The following is a 21,870-nucleotide window of genomic DNA, read 5'->3' as shown; positions in this document are numbered from 1 at the left end:
GTGGCTACATCTCCTCGGTGACGTAACTGCGGAGCCAGGTCCGGAAGTCCGGGCCCAGGTCCTCACGTTCGCACGCCAGTCTGACAATGGCCCGCAGGAAGTCGCCGCGGTCGCCGGTGTCGTAGCGACGGCCCTTGAAGACGACGCCGTGCACGGGGCCGGCGACCTTCTCGTCCTCGGCGAGCTGCTGGAGGGCGTCGGTGAGCTGGATCTCGCCGCCGCGGCCCGGCTCGGTCTTGCGCAGTACGTCGAAGATGCCCGGGTCGAGGACGTAGCGGCCGATGATCGCGTAGTTCGACGGGGCGTCGGCCGGGTCGGGCTTCTCGACGAGGCCGGTCACCTTGACGACGTCGCCGTCCTCGGTGGCCTCGACGGCGGCGCAGCCGTAGAGGTGGACCTGCTCGGGCGCGACCTCCATGAGGGCGATCACACTGCCGCCGCACTGCTCCTGGACCTCGATCATCCGCTGCAGCAGCGGATCGCGCGGGTCGATCAGGTCGTCGCCGAGGAGCACGGCGAACGGCTCGTCGCCGACGTGCGGGGCCGCGCACAGCACGGCGTGACCGAGGCCCTTGGGGTCGCCCTGACGCACGTAGTGCATCGTCGCGAGATCCTGGGACTCCTGCACCCTGGCGAGCCGGTCCGTGTCGCCCTTCGCGGCGAGCGCGGACTCGAGCTCGTAGTTGCGGTCGAAGTGGTCCTCGAGCGGGCGCTTGTTGCGGCCCGTGATCATCAGGACGTCGTCGAGGCCCGCGGTGACGGCCTCCTCGACCACATACTGGATCGCCGGCTTGTCGACCACCGGCAGCATCTCCTTGGGCGTGGCCTTGGTGGCCGGCAGGAACCGGGTGCCGAGGCCTGCCGCCGGGATGACAGCCTTGTTGATCCTGGGGTGCGACTGGGTCATGACCGCCACCTTAACCGGTGTGCGGAGGGCGGCCCGCGACTCCCGGACATCAGCGCTCATATGAGCACAAGAGAACGGTACGGGAGCGACAAGTGGGTGAAATCGGACCGGTCATGGAGCCGGACAAGCGGGCCGTTCGGCGGCGTTTCCTGGCGGCGCGGAACGCACTGACCCCGGCCGATGTGACGAATGCCGCGGCCGCCCTCGCCGAACGCGCCCTGTCGCTGCCGGAGCTGGCGCACGCGCGCACGGTGGCGGCGTACGTCTCCGTGGGCAGCGAACCCGGCACCCTCACGCTGCTCGACGCGCTGCGCGCGCGGGGCGTGCGCGTGCTGCTCCCCGCCCTGCTCGAGGACAACGACCTGGACTGGGGCGAGTACACGGGCGAGGACTCCCTGGCGCGCGTGCAACATGGCGGAAAGATGGCCCTGTTGGAACCCGCCGGTGAGCGACTCGGTCCGCAGGCCGTGACCGGCGCCGACGTCGTCCTGCTGCCGGGACTGGCGGTCGACACGCGCGGGATGCGCCTGGGGCGCGGCGGCGGCTCCTACGACCGGGTGCTCGCCCGCCTGGAGCGCGCGGGCGCGCGGCCCGCGCTGGTGGTGCTGCTGTACGACACGGAGGTCGTCACGCGCGTGCCCGAGGAGCCGCACGACCACCCGGTGCACGCGGTGGTGACCCCGTCCGGGGTGCGCCGCTTCTCCGCGCCCTGAGCCACGGACGGCGCGGGGCCGGCCCGAGGACGCCGAAGGGCCCTCCACGCGCGTGGAGGGCCCTTCGCCTGCGGTCAGCCGGTCACGGCTTCGGGACGCTTGCGGTCAGCCGGTCACGGCTTCAGGACGAGCGTGTCGCTGGTGCTCTGGTCGACCGCGTTCGGCGAGAACGACCACGGCAGCAGTTCGCCCTTGGCCCACTTGTCCGTCTGATCGGTGTAGTGGGCACTGTAGGCGTGACCGGAGGCGCCGGAGAGGTTGATCCACTTCGACTTGTCGAGGTTGTCGAGGTTGACGACCATGCGCATCGAGGGCACCCAGACGACGCCGTAGCCGCCGGCGGCGTTCCAGCCGGTGGCGTTGACCGCCGCCTCGCCGCCGCTGAGCTTCCACGGGCCGCGGTTGAGGACGTACTTCAGGACGCCCGGGCCCTCGGTGCCGAGGGTCTGGTTCTTCAGGAACAGGCGGTGCAGCCGGCCCCAGCTCCAGGTGTCGATGTCCTTGCCGAGCTTGGCGGTCAGCTCCCAGCGGGCGTCGATCATGGCCCGCTTGAACAGCTCGTCGCGGTTGTGCGCCGCGGGGCGCGTGCCCGACCTCGGCGCCTTCCACCAGTCGCTGTCCGGCTTGTCCATCAGGGTGCGCACGACCTCGAACCAGCGGTCGCCGCCGTCGGGCTGCGCCTGGTCGGCGTCGCGCTGACCGCACTCGCGCACCTTGTCGGTGTCGTCCACCGGGCCGGTGGTGCTGACCGGGTCGACCCACAGGCACTGGCCCTCGACACGCAGCTCCTTGGGCAGCTTGTTGCCGAAGGCGAGCTTCAGGACGTTGCGCCACACGGCGTTGAAGTACGCGGCGGCCGCCGAGTCGGCGTCCTGGGTGTAGTCCCAGCCTTCGAGCAGTTCCTGCGCCTGGCGGACGTCCTTGTCGCCGACGTCGATCTTCAGCAGCGTCGGCACGAGCAGCTTGGCGATCTCGCTGCTGTTGTCCAGCTGCATCTGGCGCATGTCGTCGGTGGAGACCTTGCCGCCGCCCTTGATCTTGGACTCGATCAGGTCGGCGATGCGCTGGCTGCGGGTGCCGTAGCCCCAGTCGGTGGTCAGCGTGTAGGGGTACTTGTCCGCGTCGACCACGGCCTGGTTGGCGGTGACGACGTAGCCGCGCTCGGGGTTGTACTCGTAGGGCAGCTTGTCGAAGTCGAGGTACCCGGTCCAGCGGTACTTCGGGTCCCAGCCCGGCGCGGGGAGCGAGCCGTCGCCCTTGCCGCGCGTGGGGATCTTGCCGGGGAGCTGGTAGCCGATGTTGCCCTTGGCGCCCTTGCTGTCGGCGTAGACCAGGTTCTGCGACGGCACGTCGAACAGCTTCGCCGCGTCGCGGAAGTCCTTCCAGCCCTCCGCCCTGTCCATCGCGAACACGGCGTCCATGGAGGTGCCGGGCTGCAGGGCGGTCCACTTCAGGGCGATGGCGTAACCGTCGCCGCGGTCGGGCGCCGCGGTGTCGACGGTGGCCTTCTTGCCGACCTTGACCAGTTCGTCGTCGCGGTCGGACAGCAGCGGCATGCCGTCCTGGGTCTGGCGGACGACGATCTTCTTGGTCTCGCCGCCGGCGACCTTGATGGTCTCCTCGCGCGTGACGAACGGCTTGACCTTGCCGCCGTACAGATAGCCGTCGCCGGTGACCTTCTCCAGGTACAGGTCGCTGACGTCGACGCCGGAGTTGGTCATGCCCCAGGCGATGTCCTTGTTGTGGCCGATGACCACGCCGGGCATGCCCGCGAAGGTGTAGCCGGTGACGTCGTACGGGCAGGCGCTGGAGACGCTGCGGCAGTGCAGGCCCATCTGGTACCAGACGGACGGCAGCGAGGCCGACAGATGCGGGTCGTTGGCGAGCAGCGGCTTGCCGGTGATGGTGTGGTCGCCGCCGACGACCCAGGAGTTGGAGCCGATGCCGTTGCCGTTGACGCCGACGGCCGTGGGGACGTGGTCCAGGACCTTGTACAGGCCCGCGAGCTGGCTCTGCAGGCCGGCGCCGGAGGAGGTGGAGCCACCGGTGCCGGTGCCCGTGCCCGCACCGGTCCCGGTGCCGCTGCCGGTGCCGGTGCCGTTGAGCGAGGCGCCGGAGCCGCTGCCCGAGCCGCTGCCGCTGCCCGGCCCGAAGGAGTGGGTCGCCTCGTCGTATCCGCTCTCCTGCACGATCGGCTTGTTGCGGTCGTAGGGGTACTGCGGGTAGAGGTCGGCGATCTGCTGGGGGCCGAGGCGGCTGGTCATCAGGGCGCGGTCGATCTCGTCCTGCATGTTGCCGCGCAGGTCCCAGGCCATCGCCTTCAGCCAGGCGACGGAGTCGACCGGCGTCCACTGCGCGGGCTTGTAGTCGTTGCTGAAGCCCAGCGCCGCGTACTCCAGGGAGATGTCCTTGCCGTCCTTGCCCGCCAGGTAGGCGTTGACGCCCTTGGCGTACGCCTGGAGGTACTTCTTGGTCGAGGCGGACAGCTTGGTGTCGTACTCCTGCTTGGCGACGCGGTCCCAGCCCAGGGTGCGCAGGAAGGCGTCGTTGTCGACCTGGCTCTTGCCGAACATCTCCGACAGGCGCCCGGAGGTCATGTGCCGGCGCACGTCCATCTCGTAGAACCGGTCCTGCGCCTGGACGAAGCCCTGCGCCATGAACAGGTCCGCGTCGGAGGAGGCGTAGATCTGCGGGATGCCGTAGCCGTCGCGCTTGACGTCGACGGGGCCGGACAGGCCCTGCAGCGTGATCGACCCCTTGGTCTGCGGGAACGACGCACGGACGGTGCTGACCGACCAGTACCCGCCGAAGCCGACGCCGCCGATGACCGCCAGCACCAGGACGAGCACGATAAGACGGGCTTTGTGCCCCTTCTTCCTGCCGGACTTGCCGGGCTTGTCACCCGTTGTGGCGGTGGTGTTGGGGGGCATCGCTGTCCTTGCTGTCCTAACGCGAGCGGCAGGTTCGGCTGTGCTTTTAACTGAGCGCTGGAGCAACCATAGGCGCAGGGCCCCGTGGCACTTGACGCGGAGTCTGCAACCAGCCCGGGCAGGCGATCGATCTTGCCTCGTCCAGCGTCAAGAAATCGTCAAGAGTTAGGTAAGGTAACGAAGTAATCGGAAGATCGCAGGAAGGAACGGCCGCTGACTGTTCACCACCTCAACCAGCTCCTGCTCGTCTGCTCGCTCGTCCTGCTCGTCGCCGTGGCAGCAGTCCGGATCTCCTCGCGCAGCGGACTGCCCAGCCTGCTCGTCTACCTGGGCATCGGCATCCTCATGGGCCAGGACGGCGTCGGGCACATCCACTTCAACAGCGCCGCGCTGACCCAGGTCATCGGATACGCCGCCCTGGTCGTGATCCTGGCCGAGGGCGGACTCGGCACGAAGTGGAAGGAGATCAAACCCGTCCTTCCGGCCGCCTCCGCGCTGGCGCTGGGCGGGGTCGCGGTGAGCGTGGGGGTGACGGCAGCGGGCGCGCACTACCTCGTCGGCCTGGAGTGGCGCCAGGCACTGATCATCGGTGCGGTGGTGTCCTCGACGGACGCGGCGGCGGTGTTCTCGGTGCTGCGCAGGATCCCGCTGCCCACGCGCGTGACGGGCATGCTGGAGGCGGAGTCCGGGTTCAACGACGCACCCGTCGTCATCCTGGTCGTCGCCTTCTCCACGGCCGGCCCGGTCGAGCACTGGTACGTCCTGCTGGGCGAGATAGCCCTCGAGCTGGCCATCGGCGCGGCCGTCGGGCTGGCGGTGGGCTGGGTCGGCTCCTGGGGCCTGCGCCACGTCGCCCTGCCCGCCTCCGGCCTGTACCCGATCGCCGTGATGGCCATCGCCGTCTCCGCCTACGCGGCGGGCGCCCTCGCCCACGGCAGCGGCTTCCTCGCCGTCTACCTCGCCTCGATGCTGCTGGGCAACGCCAAGCTGCCGCACTGGCCCGCCACCCGGGGCTTCGCCGAAGGGCTCGGCTGGATCGCGCAGATCGGCATGTTCGTCCTGCTCGGCCTGCTGGTCACCCCGCACGAGCTGGGCGACGACGTGTGGCCCGCGCTCGTCATCGGGCTGGTGCTGACCATGCTGGCGCGACCGCTGAGCGTGGTGCTGTGCCTCACACCGTTCCGGGTGCCCTGGCGGGAGCAGACGCTGATGTCCTGGGCCGGACTGCGCGGCGCCGTCCCCATCATCCTGGCGACCATCCCCATGGTGAACGGCGTCACGGGCAGCCGCCGCGTCTTCAACATCGTCTTCGTCCTGGTCGTCGTCTACACCCTGCTCCAGGGCCCGACCCTGCCCTGGCTCGCCCGTCTGCTGCGCCTGGGCGACGACACGGAGACCGCCGACCTCGGCATCGAGTCCGCGCCCCTGGAGCGGCTGCGCGGCCACCTGCTGTCCGTGAACATCCCCGAGGGCTCCCGGATGCACGGCGTCGAGGTCAACGAGCTGCGCCTGCCACCGGGCGCGGCGGTCACCCTCGTGGTGCGCGAGGGCACCTCCTTCGTGCCGCTGCCCACGACCGTTCTGCGACGCGGCGACGAACTGCTCGTCGTCACCACCGACCCGGTGCGCGACGCGGCCGAGCGCCGGCTGCGCGCGGTGGCCCAGGGCGGCAAGCTGGCCGACTGGCTGGGCCCGGGCGGCGAGGAGCGGTGACGGCGACACGACCGCCTTCCGCCGCCCCGGCCAATCACAGGTGAACAAGCTGACGGTGCTCGTTTTCACAGGGCCGCCCCACGGAAACCCTGTACGATAAAGGCGCACCCCTGATCGAACCAACTCTGCCTGACGCAGAGCTGGCGCGACCGTATGGCGGCCGTGCAGCCCCTCACCGTGGGCCCCGGCATCTACCGCAGTCCGCGCAAGAGGACAGCTCTCGGCGCACGGTGCCCTTACAAGGGCGCCGCGCTACCAGGCGGCAGAAAGGCACGGGCCGTGGCGTCCACGGTCACCTCGGAGAAGAAGAAGGCGGCCACTGCCGCCCGCCCGGGCTACGGGCAGCTGCTGCGCACCCGCGGCGCCTGGACCTTCCTGCTCCCGGGCTTCGCGGCACGACAGCCGTTCGCGATGCTCACCCTCTCCATCGTGCTGCTCGTGCAGCACACCACCGGCTCCTACGGCGCGGCCGGCGCCGCGGCGGCCGTCACCGGCGTGTCGATGGCCCTGTTCGCCCCCTACAGCGGCCGCCTCGCCGACCGCTACGGCCAGCGCGCCGTTCTGCTGCCCGGCGTGATCGTGCACTCCGTTTCCGGCCTCACCCTCACCGCGCTCGCCCTCGCGCACGCCCCCCTGTGGGCGCTGTTCGTGGCGGCCGTGCCGACGGGCGCCTCGGTGCCGCAGGTCGGGCCGATGGTGCGGGCCCGCTGGGGCGTGAAGCTCAAGGGCTCCCCGCTGATGAGCACCGCCGCCGCCTTCGAGTCCGTCACCGACGAGCTGACCTTCGTGGTCGGCCCGCTGCTGGCGACCGCCCTGTGCACCACGGTGGCGCCCGCCGCCGGTCTGGTGACCGAGGCCGCGCTGACCCTGGTCGGCGGTCTGCTGTTCGCCGCGCAGAAGAGCACCCAGCCCCAGGTCCACACCGGGGGCGAGCACACGCGCGTGCAGCACGCCTCCGCACTGCGCGTCCCCGGCGTGCGGGTGCTGATCGTGACGTTCCTCGGCATCGGTTCCGTCTTCGGCGGCATGCAGGTCTCGCTGGCCGCGTTCACCGAGTCGATCGGCGAGCCCGGCCTGAACGGCGTGCTCTACGGCGTCTTCGCCGCGGGCAACATGATCTCCGGCGTCGTCTGCGGCGCCATCGCCTGGAAGGTCGCCCCGCAGCGCCGCCTGGTCGTCGGCTACACCGCCCTCGCGCTGGCCGCGTCCGCGCTGTGGACCGCCCACTCGGTGCTGCTGCTCGCCGCGCTCGGCCTGCTGGTCGGCATGTGCATCGCGCCCGCCCTGATCACCGGCTACACCCTGGTCGAGGGCCTGGTCCCGGCCGGCGCCCGCACCGAGGCGTTCACCTGGCTGACCGGTGCGGTCGCCCTCGGCCAGGCCGCGGCGGTCACCGTCGCCGGCCAGCTCGAGGACCGCTTCTGGGGCGGCGCCGGGTTCCTGGTGCCGATGGGCGGCACGGTGCTCGCCCTCGCGACCCTGCTGGCGCTGCGCTCGCGGCTGGTGGCGCCCGCCCGGGGCCGTACCGTCGCGCGTGGCGTGGGTCACCGCGTGCCGGTGACAGTGGACTGACGCCCGGGAATACGTCACTATGGTTCGTCGTTAGCACTCATCGAGTGAGAGTGCCAGGAGGAAGACAGTGCCCACCTACCAGTACCAGTGCACCGAGTGCGGCGAGGGCCTCGAGGCGGTGCAGAAGTTCACCGACGACGCCCTGACCGAGTGCCCCAACTGCCAGGGCCGCCTCAAGAAGGTGTTCTCCGCGGTCGGCATCGTCTTCAAGGGCTCCGGCTTCTACCGCAACGACAGCCGCGGCTCCTCGTCGAGCAGCTCGCCGGCGTCGTCGAAGTCGTCGTCCTCGTCCTCCACGACGACCTCGTCCTCCTCGTCCTCCTCGGACGCGGGCTCCTCGTCGAGCTCCAGCGGCTCCTCGAGCAGCAGCACCACCGCCGCCTGAGGCGCGCCTCTCCGCTTCGCTCCCCGCGGGACCCCGTCGTCGCCCGACGCCGGGGTCCTCGGCATGTGCACCGCCGGTTAGGGTGCGGACATGGCGAACAAGGCGCACGCGGAGATCGGCGTGATCGGCGGCTCCGGTTTCTACTCGTTCCTGGACGACGTGACCGAGGTCCAGGTCGACACCCCCTACGGTCCGCCCAGCGACTCCCTCTTCCTCGGTGAGATCGCCGGCCGCCGGGTCGCGTTCCTGCCCCGGCACGGGCGCGGCCACCACCTCCCGCCGCACCGCATCAACTACCGCGCAAACCTGTGGGCGCTGCGCTCGGCCGGCGTGCGCCAGGTCCTCGGGCCGTGCGCGGTCGGCGGCCTGCGCCCCGAGTACGGTCCGGGCACGCTGCTGGTGCCGGACCAGCTCGTGGACCGTACGAAGTCCCGGGTGAACTCCTACTTCGACGGGCTGCCGCTGCCCGACGGCGTCGTCCCGAACGTCGTGCACGTGTCGCTGGCCGACCCGTACTGCCCCGTCGGGCGCGCGGTGGCGCTGAAGGCGGCGCGGGGGCGCGACTGGGAGGCGGTGGACGGCGGAACGCTCGTCGTGGTCGAGGGGCCGCGCTTCTCGACGCGTGCCGAATCGTTGTGGCACCAGGCGCAGGGCTGGTCGGTGGTCGGCATGACCGGTCATCCGGAGGCTGCGCTCGCCCGTGAGCTGGAGCTCTGCTACACCTCCCTCACCCTGGTCACCGACCTGGACGCCGGCGCCGAGACCGGCGAGGGCGTCTCCCACGACGAGGTGCTGCGGGTGTTCGCGGCCAACGTGGACCGGATGCGGGGGGTGCTCTTCGACGCGGTGGCGGCACTGCCGGCGACCGAGGAGCGGGACTGCCTGTGCGCGTCGGCGCTCGGGGGGATGGATCCGGGGTTCACGCTGCCGTGACGGGGTCGGCGCCGGCGTGACGGTGGGCCGTCGGCGCCGGTGTGAGGGGCGGCCCTCTGCCGTCGGTGTGACGGGCGGCCGTCAGCCGTCTGCCGTCGGTGTGACGGTGGGCCATCTCGCCGTCGGGGCCGGAACGTCCCGTACGGGTGACGGGGTTTTCCACAATCCGTGGGTGGTCCACGGGCGTCCGCGGGATGCGGCGCGAGGGCTCATCGTGGTGTGCGCAAGCCGAAGCCCTCGCCACAGGTGGTGATCCCGTGTCCGTGTCCCTCTCCCTCCCCCATGCCCCCTCTTCCTCGTCGTCCTGTCCGCGTCCGCCCGGGGCCGATGTGCCGCCCACGCGCGAGGTTCCGCACTTCGCGCCGGTGCGGGTGGGCGGCGTGCGTCACCTGGCGCACCGGCTCGCCCGGCACCGCAGGCGGGCCGTCGCCGTCGGGCTGGCCGTCACCGCGGCCGCGCTGGTGGCGGCCGGGCCGCGGGGGACCACCGGGCCCGACCGGGTCCGCGGGCATCCGCCGGGCCGCCCGGCCGGCGGGACGGTCGCGGCGCCGGTCCGGATCGCCGACGCCGGCACGGTGCGCCTGCTGCGGCCGGGCGACCGGGTGGACGTCATCGCCGCCGAGGACGGCACGGGTGGCGGGGATGCGCGGGTCGTGGCGCGCGGTGCCCGCGTGGCCCGGCTGCCCGAGGTCACGGACGACGTCACGGGCGGCGGCACCCTCGTCGTGCTGTCGGTGCCGCGGGCCACGGCGGCGCGGCTCGTCGGGGCGAGCGCGACCGCACGGCTCGCGGTGACGGTGGGGTGAGGAGGGTGACTCGGCGCCTGTGCGAAAGTTTGTCAAGTGGCACGATCGAGTTACCGGATTGGACATGCCTCCCTTGGCCTGTCGTAGGTTGCGGAGCGATTTACTCCACATGCCGTACGGACGAGGAAAGGCCTCGAGGTGAGCGAGAAGAAGGCGCCGAGTGTCTGGGAGGGCTTCAAGGCCTTCCTGATGCGCGGGAATGTCGTCGATCTGGCAGTAGCGGTGGTCATCGGCGCCGCCTTCACCAACATCGTGAACTCGGTGGTGAAGGGCGTGATCAACCCCGTGGTCGGGGCGATCGGCACCCAGAGCCTGGACAACTACAGCTCCTGCCTGACGGCGAGCTGCACGAAGGACGAGGGCATCCGCATCATGTGGGGCTCCGTCCTCGGTGCGACCCTCAACTTCCTGATCACCGCCGCGGTGGTCTACTTCCTGATGGTCCTGCCGATGGCGAAGTACCTGGCCCGCCAGGCGGACCGCAAGGCGGCCCGGGAGGGCACGAAGGAGATCGTCGAGGTCAGCGAGCTGGAGGTGCTCAAGGAGATCCGCGACACGCTGGTCGCCCAGCGGACCGCCGGGCGCGGCGAGTAGCGGGAGACGCTCCCGGAACCTCAGATGTGGTGGGGCGGCTTCTCGTCGAGGAAGCGCTTCAGGTCGGCGGCGCTGTCGCCGGTCGTCGCGGGACGCTCGCCCCACCCGCCGTCGGTGTCGTCCGAGGACTGGAGCGCGAGCGGGTCGTCGAAGACCAGCGCGGCCTTCGGGTCGCGCGGCTCGGGGGCGGAAGCGGTGCTCATGCCTCCAGGTTACGCCGCGGCCTCGGCCCGAAGATTTTCGTCCGGTTATCTGGTGTGCTGGGACACATGACGCCGAGTTCCAGCCAGTCCCCCGCGCCCTCCGACGCGCGCTCCGACGTGCCTGCCCGGCACCGGCCCCTGCGCAGGCTCACCGCCCGCGGCCGCGACGAGGCCCATCGCGTCGCCTCACCGCTGGAACTCCTCTTCGACCTGTGCTTCGTCGTCGCGATCGCCCAGGCCGGCGTCCAGCTGGTGCACTTCCTGGCCGACGGGCATGCCGGCCAGGGCATCCTCAACTACGCGATGGTCTTCTTCGCCATCTGGTGGGCCTGGATGAACTTCTCCTGGTTCGCCTCCGCGTACGACAACGACGACGTGCTGTACCGGGTCGTCACCCTCCTGCAGATCGCCGGTGTCCTGGTGCTCGCGGCGGGGGTGTCACGGGCCTTCGACGAACACGACTTCTTCGTCGTCTGGCTCGGCTACGTGATCATGCGGCTGGCCATGGTCGCGCAGTGGCTGCGCGCCGCGAGATCGGCCGAGGGCGCGGAGCGGACCGCGGCGGTGCGGTACGCCTGCGGGGTGCTGCTCTGCCAGGTCGGCTGGGTCGGGCTGATCGTGCTGCCGGAGCCCGCGCGGCCCTGGCTGTTCCTGGTGATGGTGCTCGCCGAGCTGTCGGTGCCGTTGATCGCGGAGAGGTCCTTCACCACGGCCTGGCATCCGCACCACATCTCCGAGCGCTACGGACTGTTCACGATCATCGTGCTCGGCGAGACGATCGCCGCGGCCACGGTCGCGGTCAAGTCGGCCGTGGACGAGCACGACGCGCTCGGTGAGCTGCTGCCGATCGCGGCGGGCGGGCTGCTGATCGTGTTCGCCGCCTGGTGGATCTACTTCGTGGTGCCGATCCACGGGCACCTGCGCTCCAGCCGGCAGGCGTTCGTGTGGGGCTACGGCCACTACCTGATCTTCGCCTCCGCGGCGGCGATCGGCGCGGGGCTGGAGGTGGCCGTGGAGCAGGCGGTCGGTTCGGCGCACATCTCCACCACGGCCGCGTCGGCGGCGGTGACGCTTCCGACGGCGCTGTACCTGCTGACCGTGTGGGCGCTGCACGCCCGTCACTTCAAGGTCGGCATCGCACAGCAGATGGTCCTGCCGGTCACGGCACTGCTCGTGATTCTCTGCACGTTCCTGGGCGAATGGGCGGTGCTCGCGGCGGGAATCGTGTCGGGGCTCGCGGTGGCGGTCGGGGTGGCGCTGACAGCGCGGACGCGCTCCGCGCACGGGGTGGGGTGACATCGGTCGTGGAACCGGGTCGGATGACACGGGTCGTTCACACTGGGGCGCATGACAGTTGACGCGCTGACGGATGTCATCGGGGTGCGGGTCGGGCACGCCACGTGCCGTGGTGACGGGTGGCTGACCGGGACCACCGTCGTCCTCGCCCCCGAGGGGGGTGCTGTGGCCGCCGTGGACGTGCGCGGCGGCGGGCCGGGCACGAAGGAGACCGACGCCCTCGATCCGCGCAACCTCGTACAGAAGGTCGAGGCCGTGGTGCTCACCGGGGGCAGCGCGTACGGGCTCGACGCGGCGTCCGGGGTGATGGCGTGGCTGGAGGAGCGGGGGCGGGGGGTGCGGGTGGGGCCGGATCCCACGCACGTCGTGCCCGTGGTGCCGGCGGCGTGCGTGTTCGACCTCGGGCGCGGTGGTGACTTCCGGGCGCGGCCGGACGCGTCGACGGGGCGTGCCGCGGTCGAGGCCGCGGCGGACAGCGCGGTCGGGGCGGCTGTCACGGAAGGGTGCGTGGGGGCCGGGACGGGGGCGGCCGTGGGGGTGCTGAAGGGCGGGGTCGGGACGGCGAGCGTGGTGCTCGACTCCGGTGTCACGGTGGGGGCGCTGGTCGTGGCGAACGCGGCGGGATCGGTGGTGGATCCGGGGACGGGGGTGCTGTACGGGGAGATGTACGCGGAGTTGTTCGGGGGGCGGCGGGTGGCGTACCCGCCGACGGAGGTGGTCGAGGCGGCGCGGGCGCGGTTGCAGGAGCTGGCGGCCGCGCGGGTGGCTCCGCCGATGAACACGACGCTGGCCGTGGTCGCCACGGACGCGGTGCTGTCGAAGGCGCAGGCGCAGAAGATGGCGGGTACGGCGCATGACGGGATCGCGCGGGCGGTGCGGCCGGTGCATCTTCTGAACGACGGGGACAGCGTGTTCGCGCTGGCGACGGGGGTGCGTGCGTTGCCGGCGGAGGATCCACTGGCGTTGAACGCGTTGCTCGCGGCGGGGGCGGATGTGGTGACGCGGGCGATCGTGCGGGCGGTGCGGGCGGCGGAGTCGGTGGAGGGGTGGCCGTCGTACGGGGAGTTGTTCGGGCGGGCGTGAGTGGTGGCCGCGGGGCGGTGGTTGGCCGGTCGCGTTTGCCTGCGGCGCCTGTGCGGGTTTCGAGTGGCTGGTCGCGCAGTTCCCCGCGCCCCTTTTTGTGCCTGCGGCGGCCCGTGCCGGTGCGTGGTCGGTTGCGGTCTCGCCTGCGGTGCGTGGTGGGTCGGGGCCGGGGTGGGGGGTGCCCGTCCTCGGTCCGGCCGCCCGTCCCCGACGAGGGCACCCTCCGCCGGTGCCGGCCGCTGCGGGCGGACACCCCCCACCCCGGCCCCTTCCCGCCGCGCGCGGGTGCACCGACGTCGTGGTGACGCGCACCCCACCTTCGGTTCGCTGCCGCCTCGTTCGGTGCGAACCGTCGGGTGCGGCACCCGGCCTGGCAGCTCCCGGCAGGGAATTGTCGCAGTTCTGTCACGTGGGAACCGGAGCAGTCGTTTGATCGCTCTTTCTTCACGCCTTGGAGTGATCGACGAAAATTGGGAGCAGCCCGTGACAACGCCGGACACAGCAGCGCGGCGCGTACTGGGGGCCTGTGCCGCCCTGATGGTCGGCGCCCTGACCCTCACCGCGTGCGGCGGGAACGCCAACGCCAGCAACGACGACAAGGGCGGCGGCGGTGGCGGCGACACCAAGACCTCCGTCGCGAAGATAGCCATCTCGGCCAAGGACGGCTCGACCGGCGCCTCGATCAACAGCACCGGAGTGAAGGTCAGCGACGGCAAGCTGACGGATGTGAAGATGACGGTGGCCGGCACCGGGCAGTCCGTGGCCGGTGAGATATCCGCCGACGGCAGCACCTGGAAGCCCAAGGAGCAGCTGGAACGCGGCACGAAGTACCAGATCTCCGCGACGGCGAAGGACTCCGGCGGCCGTACGGCGGCCGCGAACTCCATCTTCACCACCGTCTCGTCGTCGAACAGCTTCATCGGGACGTACTCGCCGGACAACGGCACGACCGTCGGCGTCGGGATGCCCGTGTCGTTCACCTTCGACAAGGCGATCAGCGACAAGAAGGCCGTGCAGTCGCACATCACGGTCACCTCCAGCAGCGGCCAGCAGGTGGTCGGGCACTGGTTCGGGGAGCAGCGCCTGGACTTCCGGCCCCAGGACTACTGGAAGGCCGGCTCCAAGGTCACCATGAAGATCGACCTCGACGGGGTCCAGGGGGCCAACGGGGTCTTCGGGGTGCAGAAGAAGGTCGTCACCTTCACCGTCGGCCGGTCCCAGGTCTCCACCGTGGACGTCAACACGCAGACGATGACGGTCGTGCGGGACGGGCAGACCGTGAAGACGATTCCGATCTCGTCCGGCAGCCCGGAGCACACCACCTACAACGGCGCGATGGTGATCTCCGAGAAGTTCACGCAGACCCGGATGAACAGCCAGACGGTCGGGCTGGGCGGCGAGTACGACATCGCGGACGTGCCGCACGCGATGCGGCTGACGCAGTCGGGCACCTTCATCCACGGCAACTACTGGTACAACAAGGGCAATCCGCCCTTCGGCCGGGCGGGGACCAGCCACGGCTGTGTCGGCCTGGCGGATGTGCGGGGCGCGCAGGGGGACACCCAGGCGAAGTGGTTCTACGACCACTCGCTGATCGGTGACGTGGTGGTCGTCAAGAACTCGCCGGACAAGACCGTCTCCCCCGACAACGGGCTCAACGGCTGGAACATGGGCTGGAGCGAGTGGGTCGCCGGGAGTGCCGCGTGAGGCGGTGATCGCCGGGCGTGCAGGGGGCGTTGACGCTCCTCGGGCCGTGTGGGAACTTCCCGCACGGCCCGCGCGTTTTCCGGGCACACGTTTTCTCGGTTCCCGGACACGATGTCCGACCGAGGGGCTACGGTATGCACCCACTGGGTGACATGCAGCAAGCGCCGGGAGACACCTTGAGCGTTCCGTACGAGACCGCGGTGTACGAACCACCTGCGTCGCCGGAAGATCATCTGGCGCGGATTCTCGGCCGCGCCCTGAACTCCTTCGAGCTGCCCGACGACGTGATAGGGCGGCTGGACTGCGCGCTGGCGTACGACGGCTCGCTGCACTCCGCGCACCACAGCGCGGGGCTGCACCGGGAGACGTACCGGCACACCTGGCTCCTGGCCGACGGCCAGGCGCTGACCCTGTGGGAGCTGGTCCACAACACGGCCCCGGGCAGCGACCCGCAGCACGAGGTGTACGTCGACGAGGAGGAGCTGCGCGCGGCCACGGCCCGGCTGCCGCTGCCGCCGGACGGGACGGAGTTCGAGCTGCCGGTGCCGGCGCACCCCGCGCCCGTTCCCCGGCCGCGGCAGGTGTACCTCACCGACGGCTCGGCCGACCACGCGCGGCGGCTGCTGCGGCGCGCGGAGAACGCCGACCGTCCCGACGGGGAGACCGCGGCCGTGCTGGCCACGGCGCGGGGGCACCGGATCACGCAGGCGTTCGGCCGTCCGTGCCGGGCGGGCCGTATCGGACTGTGCTTCTCGCTCTACGAGCACGCGTTCCTGCTGCGTGACGGCCGCGAGATGGCCCTGTGGGAGGTGGAGCACACGGCGACCCCGGACGGGCGGCACATGTGCGAGGTGTACCCGAGCGAGGAGGCGGCCCGGGCCGCGATGGAGCGGCGCGCCGAGCGGGTCTCCTCGTAGCGCGGAGCCCTTCAGCCGCCGTCGCTGAGGCGGCGTACCAGGCTGGCGAAGGCGTCCCGTTCCGCCGGGGTGAGTTCCACGGCTTCCAGGTGGGGGCCGGTCTCGCGCGGGCCCGGGAGGGCGGACAGGGCGGCGTCCGGGGTGAAGCTCCGGATGATCGCCTCCTGGCGGAAGCGGCGCAGCATGCGGGTGATGCCGATCAGCCAGGCGATGCCGGCCAGAGCGAGGACGGCCATCCCTGCCGACTGGAGGATCGAGGAAGGCTCGGGCATGCGTTCCAGTGAACACCACGGTCCGGGACTTTGACCCCGGACCGTGACGCATCTCGCATTGCGTTCTCTAACCTGACAGGCGCCGTGAACAACTCACAGCGCCTGAAAGGGATATATGGGCTCTCCTTGTTACGCCGCCACCGGCTGCTTGGCGCCCGTGGCCGCCGCGCTCTCACCCGTCCCCGCCTCGGGGGCGCCGGGGGCCGGCTTGCGCAGCCCCTTGAGGACGACGACCAGGGCGGTGCTGACGCAGACGCCCGCCGCGATGGCGACCAGGTAGAGCAGCGGGTTGCCGATCAGCGGGACGACGAAGATGCCGCCGTGCGGGGCGCGCAGGGTCGCGTCGAACGCCATCGACAGGGAGCCGGTGATGGCGCCGCCGACCATGGCGGAGGGGATGACCCGCAGCGGGTCGGCCGCCGCGAACGGGATGGCGCCCTCGGAGATGAAGGAGATACCGAGGACCCAGGCGGCCTTGCCGTTCTCCCGCTCGGTCTCGGTGAAGAGCTTGCCGCGCACGGTCGTGGCCAGGGCCATCGCCAGCGGCGGGACCATGCCGGCGGCCATCACCGCTGCCATGATCTTCATCGCGGAGTCGCTGGGGCTCGCGACGGCGATTCCGGCGGTGGCGAAGGTGTAGGCGACCTTGTTGACCGGCCCGCCGAGGTCGAAGCACATCATCAGGCCGAGCAGCGCGCCGAGCAGGACGGCGTTGGTGCCGGTGAGGCCGTTCAGCCAGTCCGTCAGGCCCTTCTGGGCCGAGGCGATGGGTTTGCCGATCACCACGAACATCAGGAACCCGACGATCGCCGCGGAGATCAGCGGGATCACCACCACGGGCATGATGCCGCGCAGGGCCGCCGGGATCCGCACCTTCTGGATGGCCATCACCACCCCGCCGGCGATCAGACCCGCGGCCAGGCCGCCGAGGAAGCCGGCGTTGATGGTGAGGGAGATCGCGCCGCCGACGAAGCCGGGCACCAGGCCGGGCCGGTCCGCCATGCCGTAGGCGATGTACCCGGCGAGGACCGGGACGAGGAAGCCGAAGGCCACGCCGCCTATCTGGAACAGCAGCGCGCCCCAGCTGTCGGCCTGGGTCCAGATGAAGTGGTCCATGACCGACGGCGCCTTGTTGATCTTGTAGCCGCCGATCGCGAAGCCGAGCGCGATGAGCAGACCGCCCGCGGCGACGAACGGCACCATGTAACTGACGCCGGACATCAGCCACTTGCGGAGCTTGGTGCCGTAGCCTTCGCCCGCTTCGCCGGTGCGCTCGATTGGGGTGGAGCCCGAGGCGGGGGCCGCGGCGCTCACCTCGCCGCGCGCCGCCTTCGCCCGTACCTCGCCGATCAGTTCGGCCGGGCGGTTGATGCCCGCCTTCACACCGACGTCGACGGTGGGCTTGCCCGCGAAGCGGTCCTTGTCGCGCACCGGCACGTCGTGGGCGAAGATCACGCCGTCCGCGTCCGCGATCACCGCCGGGTCGAGCCGGGTGAAGCCGGCCGAGCCCTGGGTCTCGACGGTGAGTTCGACGCCCGCCTCACGGCCCGCGTTCTCCAGCGACTCGGCGGCCATGTAGGTGTGGGCGATGCCGGTCGGGCAGGAGGTCACGGCGACGATCCGGAACGGGCGCTCGCCGGCGTCCGGGGTGCTGGTGTCCGTGGCGGCACCGGCGGAGGCCGCCACCGGCACCGCCACGGAGTTCTGGGAGGCCTGCGCGGCCTCGGCGTCCGCGGGGCTGAGGTCCCCGCGGATCAGCGCCGCCGCCGTGTCCGCCCCGCCCACCGACCGCAGCGCGCCCGTGAACTCGGCGTTCATCAGCTGGCGGGCCAGCGACGACAGGATCGTCAGATGGGCGTCGTCGGCACCGGCCGGTGCGGCGATCAGGAAGATCAGGTCGGCCGGACCGTCCGCGGCGCCGAAGTCGATCCCGTCGGCGCTGCGCCCGAAGGCCAGCGTCGGCTCGGTGACATGGGCGCTGCGGCAGTGCGGGATGCCGATGCCGCCGTCGAGGCCGGTCGGCATCTGCGCCTCACGTGCGGCCACGTCGGCGAGGAAGCCGTCCAGGTCGGTCACCCGGCCCAGCGCCACCATGCGCTCGGCGAGGGCACGGGCCGCCGCTTCCTTGGTCGTGGCGGACAGGTCGAGATCGACCAGTTCCGCGGTGATCATGTCGCTCATCGCGGGCTCCTTAGCTCGCGTATCGCCCGGTCGGTGGGAGGGGCGGGAAGGGGGACGGGGGTGGGGAGGGAGTGGGGGCGGGGAGGGGGAAGGGGATGACGGGGGCGGGGGCGGCCGGTGTCACGGGAGTAAGGAGAAGCCGCGCCGCACGGCGGCGGTGACGCGGGCCGTCATGGCACCGGCTCCTGAAGCGGGCGGTCCACCGGCACCCGGTCCGTGACCGTCACGGCCGCCGGGTCCAGGTCGTCCGGGGCCGGCATCACACTGCCGGGCAGCGTCACGGCGGCGGCGCCGTGGGCGACGGCGGAGGCGAGGGCGTCGGGGCCGTTGCCGCCGGCGATGAGGAAGCCGGCCAGGGAGGAGTCACCGGCGCCCACATTGCTGCGTACGGCGTCCACGCGGGCGCTGCCGAACCAGGCACCCGAGCCGTCGACCAGCAGCTGTCCGTCGGCACCCAGGCTCGCGAGCACCGCGCCCGCGCCCATCTCGCGCAGTTCCTCCGCCGCCTTGAGCGCGTCGCCCACCGTGGCGAGCGGGCGCCCGACCGCTTCCGCGAGCTCCTCGGCGTTGGGCTTCACCACGTCGGGCCGGGCGCGCAGCGCCTCCAGCAGGGCGCGCCCGGAGGTGTCCAGGGCGATCCGCGCGCCCCCGGCGTGCGCCCGGCTGACGACATCGGCGTACCAGGAGGGGGCGAGTCCCCGCGGCAGGCTGCCGCAGCAGGCGATCCAGTCGGCGCCGCGCGAGGCCTCCCGCACGGTCTCCAGCAGCAGTTCCTGTTCGGCGGCGGTCAGGTGCGGGCCCGGCGCATTGATCTTCGTCAAGACGCCGTCCGCCTCGGCCAGCGCGATGTTGGAGCGGGTGGCCCCGGCGACCGGGACCGGCGCGACCTCGATGCCCTGCGCGTGGAGCAGCTCGGCGACGAGCGCGCCCGGCGCGCCCCCCAGGGGCAGTACGGCGACCGTGCGCCGCCCGGCGGCCGCGACCGCGCGGGAGACGTTCACGCCCTTGCCGCCGGGGTCCGTGCGCTCGGTCTCGGCGCGGATGACATCGCCGCGCTTGAGCGCCTGGACCTCGTAGGTGCGGTCGAGGGACGGGTTGGGGGTGACGGTGAGGATCATGCGCGTACTACTTCCGTGCCGCCGCGCTCGATGACGGCGGTGTCTTCGGGGCTCAGCCCGCTGTCGGTGATCAGCAGGTCCACGTCGCTCAGGTCGCCGAAGCGGGCGAAGTGCTCCTGGCCGTGCTTGGAGGAGTCGGCGAGCAGGACGACCCGGCGGGCGGCGGCGACGGCCGCGCGCTTGACCGCCGCCTCGGCGAGGTCGGGGGTGGTCAGACCGTGCTCGGCGGAGAAGCCGTTGGCGGCCACGAACAGCACGTCCGCGCGGATCTCGCCGTACGCCCGCAGCGCCCAGGCGTCCACGGCGGCACGCGTACGGTGCCTGACCCGCCCTCCGACGAGGTGGAGCTGGATGCCCGGGTGGTCGGCGAGGCGGGCCGCGATGGGCAGCGAGTGCGTGACGACGGTGAGCGAGGACTCCAGCGGCAGCGCGGCGGCCAGGCGGGCGACCGTCGTGCCGGCGTCGAGGATCACCGTGCCCTCGGTGGGCAGCTCGGCGAGGGCGGCCTTGGCGACGCGGTCCTTCTCGTCGGCGGCGGTGGACTCGCGCTCGGTGAGGTCCGGCTCGAAGTCCAGGCGGCCCACGGGGATGGCACCGCCGTGCACGCGCCGCACCAGGCCGGCCCGGTCCAGGGCTTTCAGGTCACGTCGGATGGTCTCCGCCGTCACCTGGAACTCCTCGGCGAGCGACACGACGTCCACCCGGCCGCCGTCCCGGGCGAGCCGGAGGATCTCCTGCTGCCGCTCCGGTGCGTACATGTCCGTTCGCCTCCGACTCGTACCCGTACGTGTGGCTTCACTCGGAGGCTACGCCCGGATTTCCGGAAAGTAAACAGCTTCGGGCGCAATCAGAAGTGAAACGGGCATGATCGGAAATCAACCCGGACATGGTTCCGGACATGGGGCGGGCCATGAGCAGGCACGACAAGGGTCCGGCACGGCAGAGGCCCGGCACCTCAGGTGCCGGGCCCTTCCTTGGACGGTGGTGCTCAGTGCACCAGTTCGCGCTCCTGCTCCGCCGCCGCGGGCTCGTCCGTCTCCGCTCCCTCCACGTGCTGCGCCGGACGCTTCGGCAGCGCGGACATCAGCAGGAAGATCACGGCCATCACCGCCGCCACCCAGCCCAGCGCGTGCTGGAAGGCGTGCACGAAGGCCGGGCCCACCTCGGCCCGGGTGAGCCGGTCGCCGATCTCACCGAAGAAGACCACCGAGACCAGGCCGAGGCCCAGCGCGTTGCCCATCTGCTGCACGGTGTTGATCAGGCCGGACGCCGAACCGGCGTGCTCGCGCGGCACCTGGGACAGCACCGCGTCGGTCAGCGGCGCGACGATCAGGCCCATGCCGAGGCCCATCACCACCAGCGGCAGCGCCATCTGCCAGGGGGCGATGGCCAGGCCGTAGTGCCCGGCCTCCGCGAGATACAGCAGCACACCCAGCGCCATGATCAGCGCGCCCGCCCGCAGCACCCCGCGCCCGAACCGCGGGACCAGCTTCTGCACGCTCAGCCCCGCCGCCAGCGACACGGCGATCGAGAACGGCACACCCGTCAGACCGGCCTTCAGCGGGCTCCAGCCCAGCCCCATCTGCATGTACAGCGTCCACACCAGGAAGAACACACCGAGCGCGATCCCGAACACCGTCTGCACGGCGATACCGGCCGCGAAGCTCTTGATCCGGAACAGCGACAGCTCCACCAGCGGGGAGCCGTCCCGCGCCGCCTTGCGCCGCTCGTAGCCGACCAGCACACCGAAGACGACGAGCGCGCCGGCCATCGAGCCGTATCCCCACAGCGGCCAGCCCAGCTCACGGCCGCGGGTGAGCGGGTAGAGCAGCATCAGCAGACCGAGCGTCACCAGGGCCACGCCCACCAGGTCGAGCTTGAGGGCGCGCGGGGCGCGCGACTCGGTGATGAAACGGCGGCCGAGGAACCAGGCGGCCAGTCCGACCGGCAGGTTGATCAGGAAGATGGGCCGCCATTCGAGACCGAAGAGGTTCCACTCCGTCAGCAGGGCACCCAGCAGCGGTCCCGACACCGCGCCCAGACCGATGATCGCGCCGAACAGGCCGAAGACCTTGCCGCGTTCGTGCGCCGGGAACGTGGCGTGCACGATCGACAGCACCTGGGGCACCATCAGCGCCGCCATGCCGCCCTGCAGTACGCGGGAGGCGACGAGCATCTCCGGGTTCACGGCGAAACCGCACAGGGCGGAGGCCAGCGTGAAGCCGCCGATGCCGATCAGGAAGACCCGCTTGCGGCCGTGGATGTCACCGAGCCGGCCGCCGGTGATGAGACCGGCCGCGAAGGCGAGCGCGTAGCCGGCGGTGATCCACTGGATCTGGCTGAACGAGGCGCCCGCGTCCCGCTGGATGGACGGGATCGCGATGTTGACGATCGTCACGTCGACGAGGTCCATGAAGGCCGCCGTCATCACGATCGCCAGGGCGAACCAGCGGCGGCGGTCACCGGCGGCGGGTGGTGCGGTGAGGTGCGTTTCGGTCTCGGTGGAGGTCATGCACCGAAGGTAGGACGCCAGTAGGTCA

At 71.5% G+C, this 21,870-nt stretch carries 19 protein-coding genes; 11 read left to right on the top strand and 8 right to left on the bottom strand.

Annotated features, from left to right (window positions below):
- Window positions 1–4 precede the first annotated feature (4 nt).
- On the bottom strand, window positions 5–907 hold the full coding sequence (galU, locus tag AB0E88_RS12495) for a UTP--glucose-1-phosphate uridylyltransferase GalU (protein WP_361628233.1): 903 nt from the start codon (window positions 905–907) through the stop codon (window positions 5–7).
- 113 nt (window positions 908–1,020) lie between these two features.
- Between galU and AB0E88_RS12490 the strand changes: the two genes are divergently transcribed.
- A complete protein-coding gene (locus AB0E88_RS12490) occupies window positions 1,021–1,620 on the top strand; it encodes a 5-formyltetrahydrofolate cyclo-ligase (protein WP_361628661.1) in 600 nt (199 codons plus the stop codon).
- A gap of 113 nt (window positions 1,621–1,733) precedes the next feature.
- Here the strand turns inward: AB0E88_RS12490 and AB0E88_RS12485 are convergent, their stop codons facing one another.
- Window positions 1,734–4,550, bottom strand: coding sequence for a penicillin acylase family protein (locus AB0E88_RS12485; protein WP_361628230.1), 2,817 nt, complete (start codon window positions 4,548–4,550; stop codon window positions 1,734–1,736).
- A 213-nt stretch (window positions 4,551–4,763) separates the two neighbouring features.
- On the opposite strand from AB0E88_RS12485, the gene AB0E88_RS12480 reads away from it, so the two are divergent.
- The 6 genes from AB0E88_RS12480 (at window position 4,764) to mscL (ending at window position 10,553) form a co-directional block, all read left to right on the top strand.
- On the top strand, window positions 4,764–6,263 hold the full coding sequence (locus AB0E88_RS12480; protein WP_361628658.1) for a potassium/proton antiporter: 1,500 nt from the start codon (window positions 4,764–4,766) through the stop codon (window positions 6,261–6,263).
- A gap of 279 nt (window positions 6,264–6,542) precedes the next feature.
- Window positions 6,543–7,835 carry an MFS transporter gene (locus AB0E88_RS12475; RefSeq protein WP_361628227.1) on the top strand — a complete coding sequence of 431 codons (1,293 nt, stop codon included), beginning with the start codon at window positions 6,543–6,545 and terminating at the stop codon, window positions 7,833–7,835.
- A 67-nt stretch (window positions 7,836–7,902) separates the two neighbouring features.
- Window positions 7,903–8,220 carry an FmdB family zinc ribbon protein gene (locus tag AB0E88_RS12470; RefSeq protein WP_361628224.1) on the top strand — a complete coding sequence of 106 codons (318 nt, stop codon included), beginning with the start codon at window positions 7,903–7,905 and terminating at the stop codon, window positions 8,218–8,220.
- A gap of 90 nt (window positions 8,221–8,310) precedes the next feature.
- The gene (locus tag AB0E88_RS12465) at window positions 8,311–9,153 is read left to right on the top strand and encodes an S-methyl-5'-thioadenosine phosphorylase (protein WP_361628221.1); all 843 of its coding nucleotides are present in this window, start codon (window positions 8,311–8,313) and stop codon (window positions 9,151–9,153) included.
- A 263-nt stretch (window positions 9,154–9,416) separates the two neighbouring features.
- On the top strand, window positions 9,417–9,959 hold the full coding sequence (locus AB0E88_RS12460) for a hypothetical protein (protein ID WP_361628655.1): 543 nt from the start codon (window positions 9,417–9,419) through the stop codon (window positions 9,957–9,959).
- A gap of 138 nt (window positions 9,960–10,097) precedes the next feature.
- Entirely contained in the window at window positions 10,098–10,553 is a 456-nt protein-coding gene (gene mscL / locus AB0E88_RS12455) for a large conductance mechanosensitive channel protein MscL (protein ID WP_361628218.1), read from the top strand.
- A 20-nt stretch (window positions 10,554–10,573) separates the two neighbouring features.
- Here mscL and AB0E88_RS12450 read toward each other — a convergent pair whose 3' ends face one another.
- Window positions 10,574–10,756 (bottom strand): hypothetical protein, encoded by a 183-nt coding sequence (locus tag AB0E88_RS12450; protein WP_361628215.1) that lies wholly within the window; start codon window positions 10,754–10,756, stop codon window positions 10,574–10,576.
- 66 nt (window positions 10,757–10,822) lie between these two features.
- Here AB0E88_RS12450 and AB0E88_RS12445 point away from each other — a divergent pair, with 66 nt between their 5' ends.
- From AB0E88_RS12445 to AB0E88_RS12430, 4 genes are all read left to right on the top strand, one after another.
- Window positions 10,823–12,052, top strand: coding sequence for a low temperature requirement protein A (locus tag AB0E88_RS12445; RefSeq protein ID WP_361628212.1), 1,230 nt, complete (start codon window positions 10,823–10,825; stop codon window positions 12,050–12,052).
- A gap of 51 nt (window positions 12,053–12,103) precedes the next feature.
- Window positions 12,104–13,135, top strand: coding sequence for a P1 family peptidase (locus tag AB0E88_RS12440; RefSeq protein WP_361628209.1), 1,032 nt, complete (start codon window positions 12,104–12,106; stop codon window positions 13,133–13,135).
- Between the two features lie 483 nt (window positions 13,136–13,618).
- Entirely contained in the window at window positions 13,619–14,842 is a 1,224-nt protein-coding gene (locus tag AB0E88_RS12435) for an Ig-like domain-containing protein (protein WP_361628206.1), read from the top strand.
- Between the two features lie 176 nt (window positions 14,843–15,018).
- Window positions 15,019–15,759 (top strand): DUF6227 family protein, encoded by a 741-nt coding sequence (locus AB0E88_RS12430; RefSeq protein WP_361628203.1) that lies wholly within the window; start codon window positions 15,019–15,021, stop codon window positions 15,757–15,759.
- Between the two features lie 11 nt (window positions 15,760–15,770).
- Here AB0E88_RS12430 and AB0E88_RS12425 read toward each other — a convergent pair whose 3' ends face one another.
- From AB0E88_RS12425 to AB0E88_RS12405, 5 genes are all read right to left on the bottom strand, one after another.
- On the bottom strand, window positions 15,771–16,031 hold the full coding sequence (locus tag AB0E88_RS12425) for a hypothetical protein (protein ID WP_361628200.1): 261 nt from the start codon (window positions 16,029–16,031) through the stop codon (window positions 15,771–15,773).
- Between the two features lie 129 nt (window positions 16,032–16,160).
- Window positions 16,161–18,212 carry a fructose-specific PTS transporter subunit EIIC gene (locus AB0E88_RS12420; protein ID WP_361628197.1) on the bottom strand — a complete coding sequence of 684 codons (2,052 nt, stop codon included), beginning with the start codon at window positions 18,210–18,212 and terminating at the stop codon, window positions 16,161–16,163.
- A 170-nt stretch (window positions 18,213–18,382) separates the two neighbouring features.
- Window positions 18,383–19,330 carry a 1-phosphofructokinase gene (pfkB, locus tag AB0E88_RS12415; protein WP_361628194.1) on the bottom strand — a complete coding sequence of 316 codons (948 nt, stop codon included), beginning with the start codon at window positions 19,328–19,330 and terminating at the stop codon, window positions 18,383–18,385.
- Window positions 19,327–20,088, bottom strand: a complete 762-nt coding sequence (locus tag AB0E88_RS12410) for a DeoR/GlpR family DNA-binding transcription regulator (RefSeq protein WP_361628191.1) — start codon at window positions 20,086–20,088, stop codon at window positions 19,327–19,329. Before AB0E88_RS12410 ends, pfkB begins: the two co-directional genes overlap by 4 nt.
- Before the next feature lie 230 nt (window positions 20,089–20,318).
- Window positions 20,319–21,842 carry an MFS transporter gene (locus tag AB0E88_RS12405; RefSeq protein WP_361628188.1) on the bottom strand — a complete coding sequence of 508 codons (1,524 nt, stop codon included), beginning with the start codon at window positions 21,840–21,842 and terminating at the stop codon, window positions 20,319–20,321.
- Window positions 21,843–21,870: the final 28 nt, after the last annotated feature.

Origin of the sequence: Streptomyces sp. NPDC028635, assembly GCF_040637635.1 — a bacterium.
Classification (GTDB): domain Bacteria; phylum Actinomycetota; class Actinomycetes; order Streptomycetales; family Streptomycetaceae; genus Streptomyces.
This window is presented reverse-complemented; position numbering and strand designations above follow the sequence as displayed.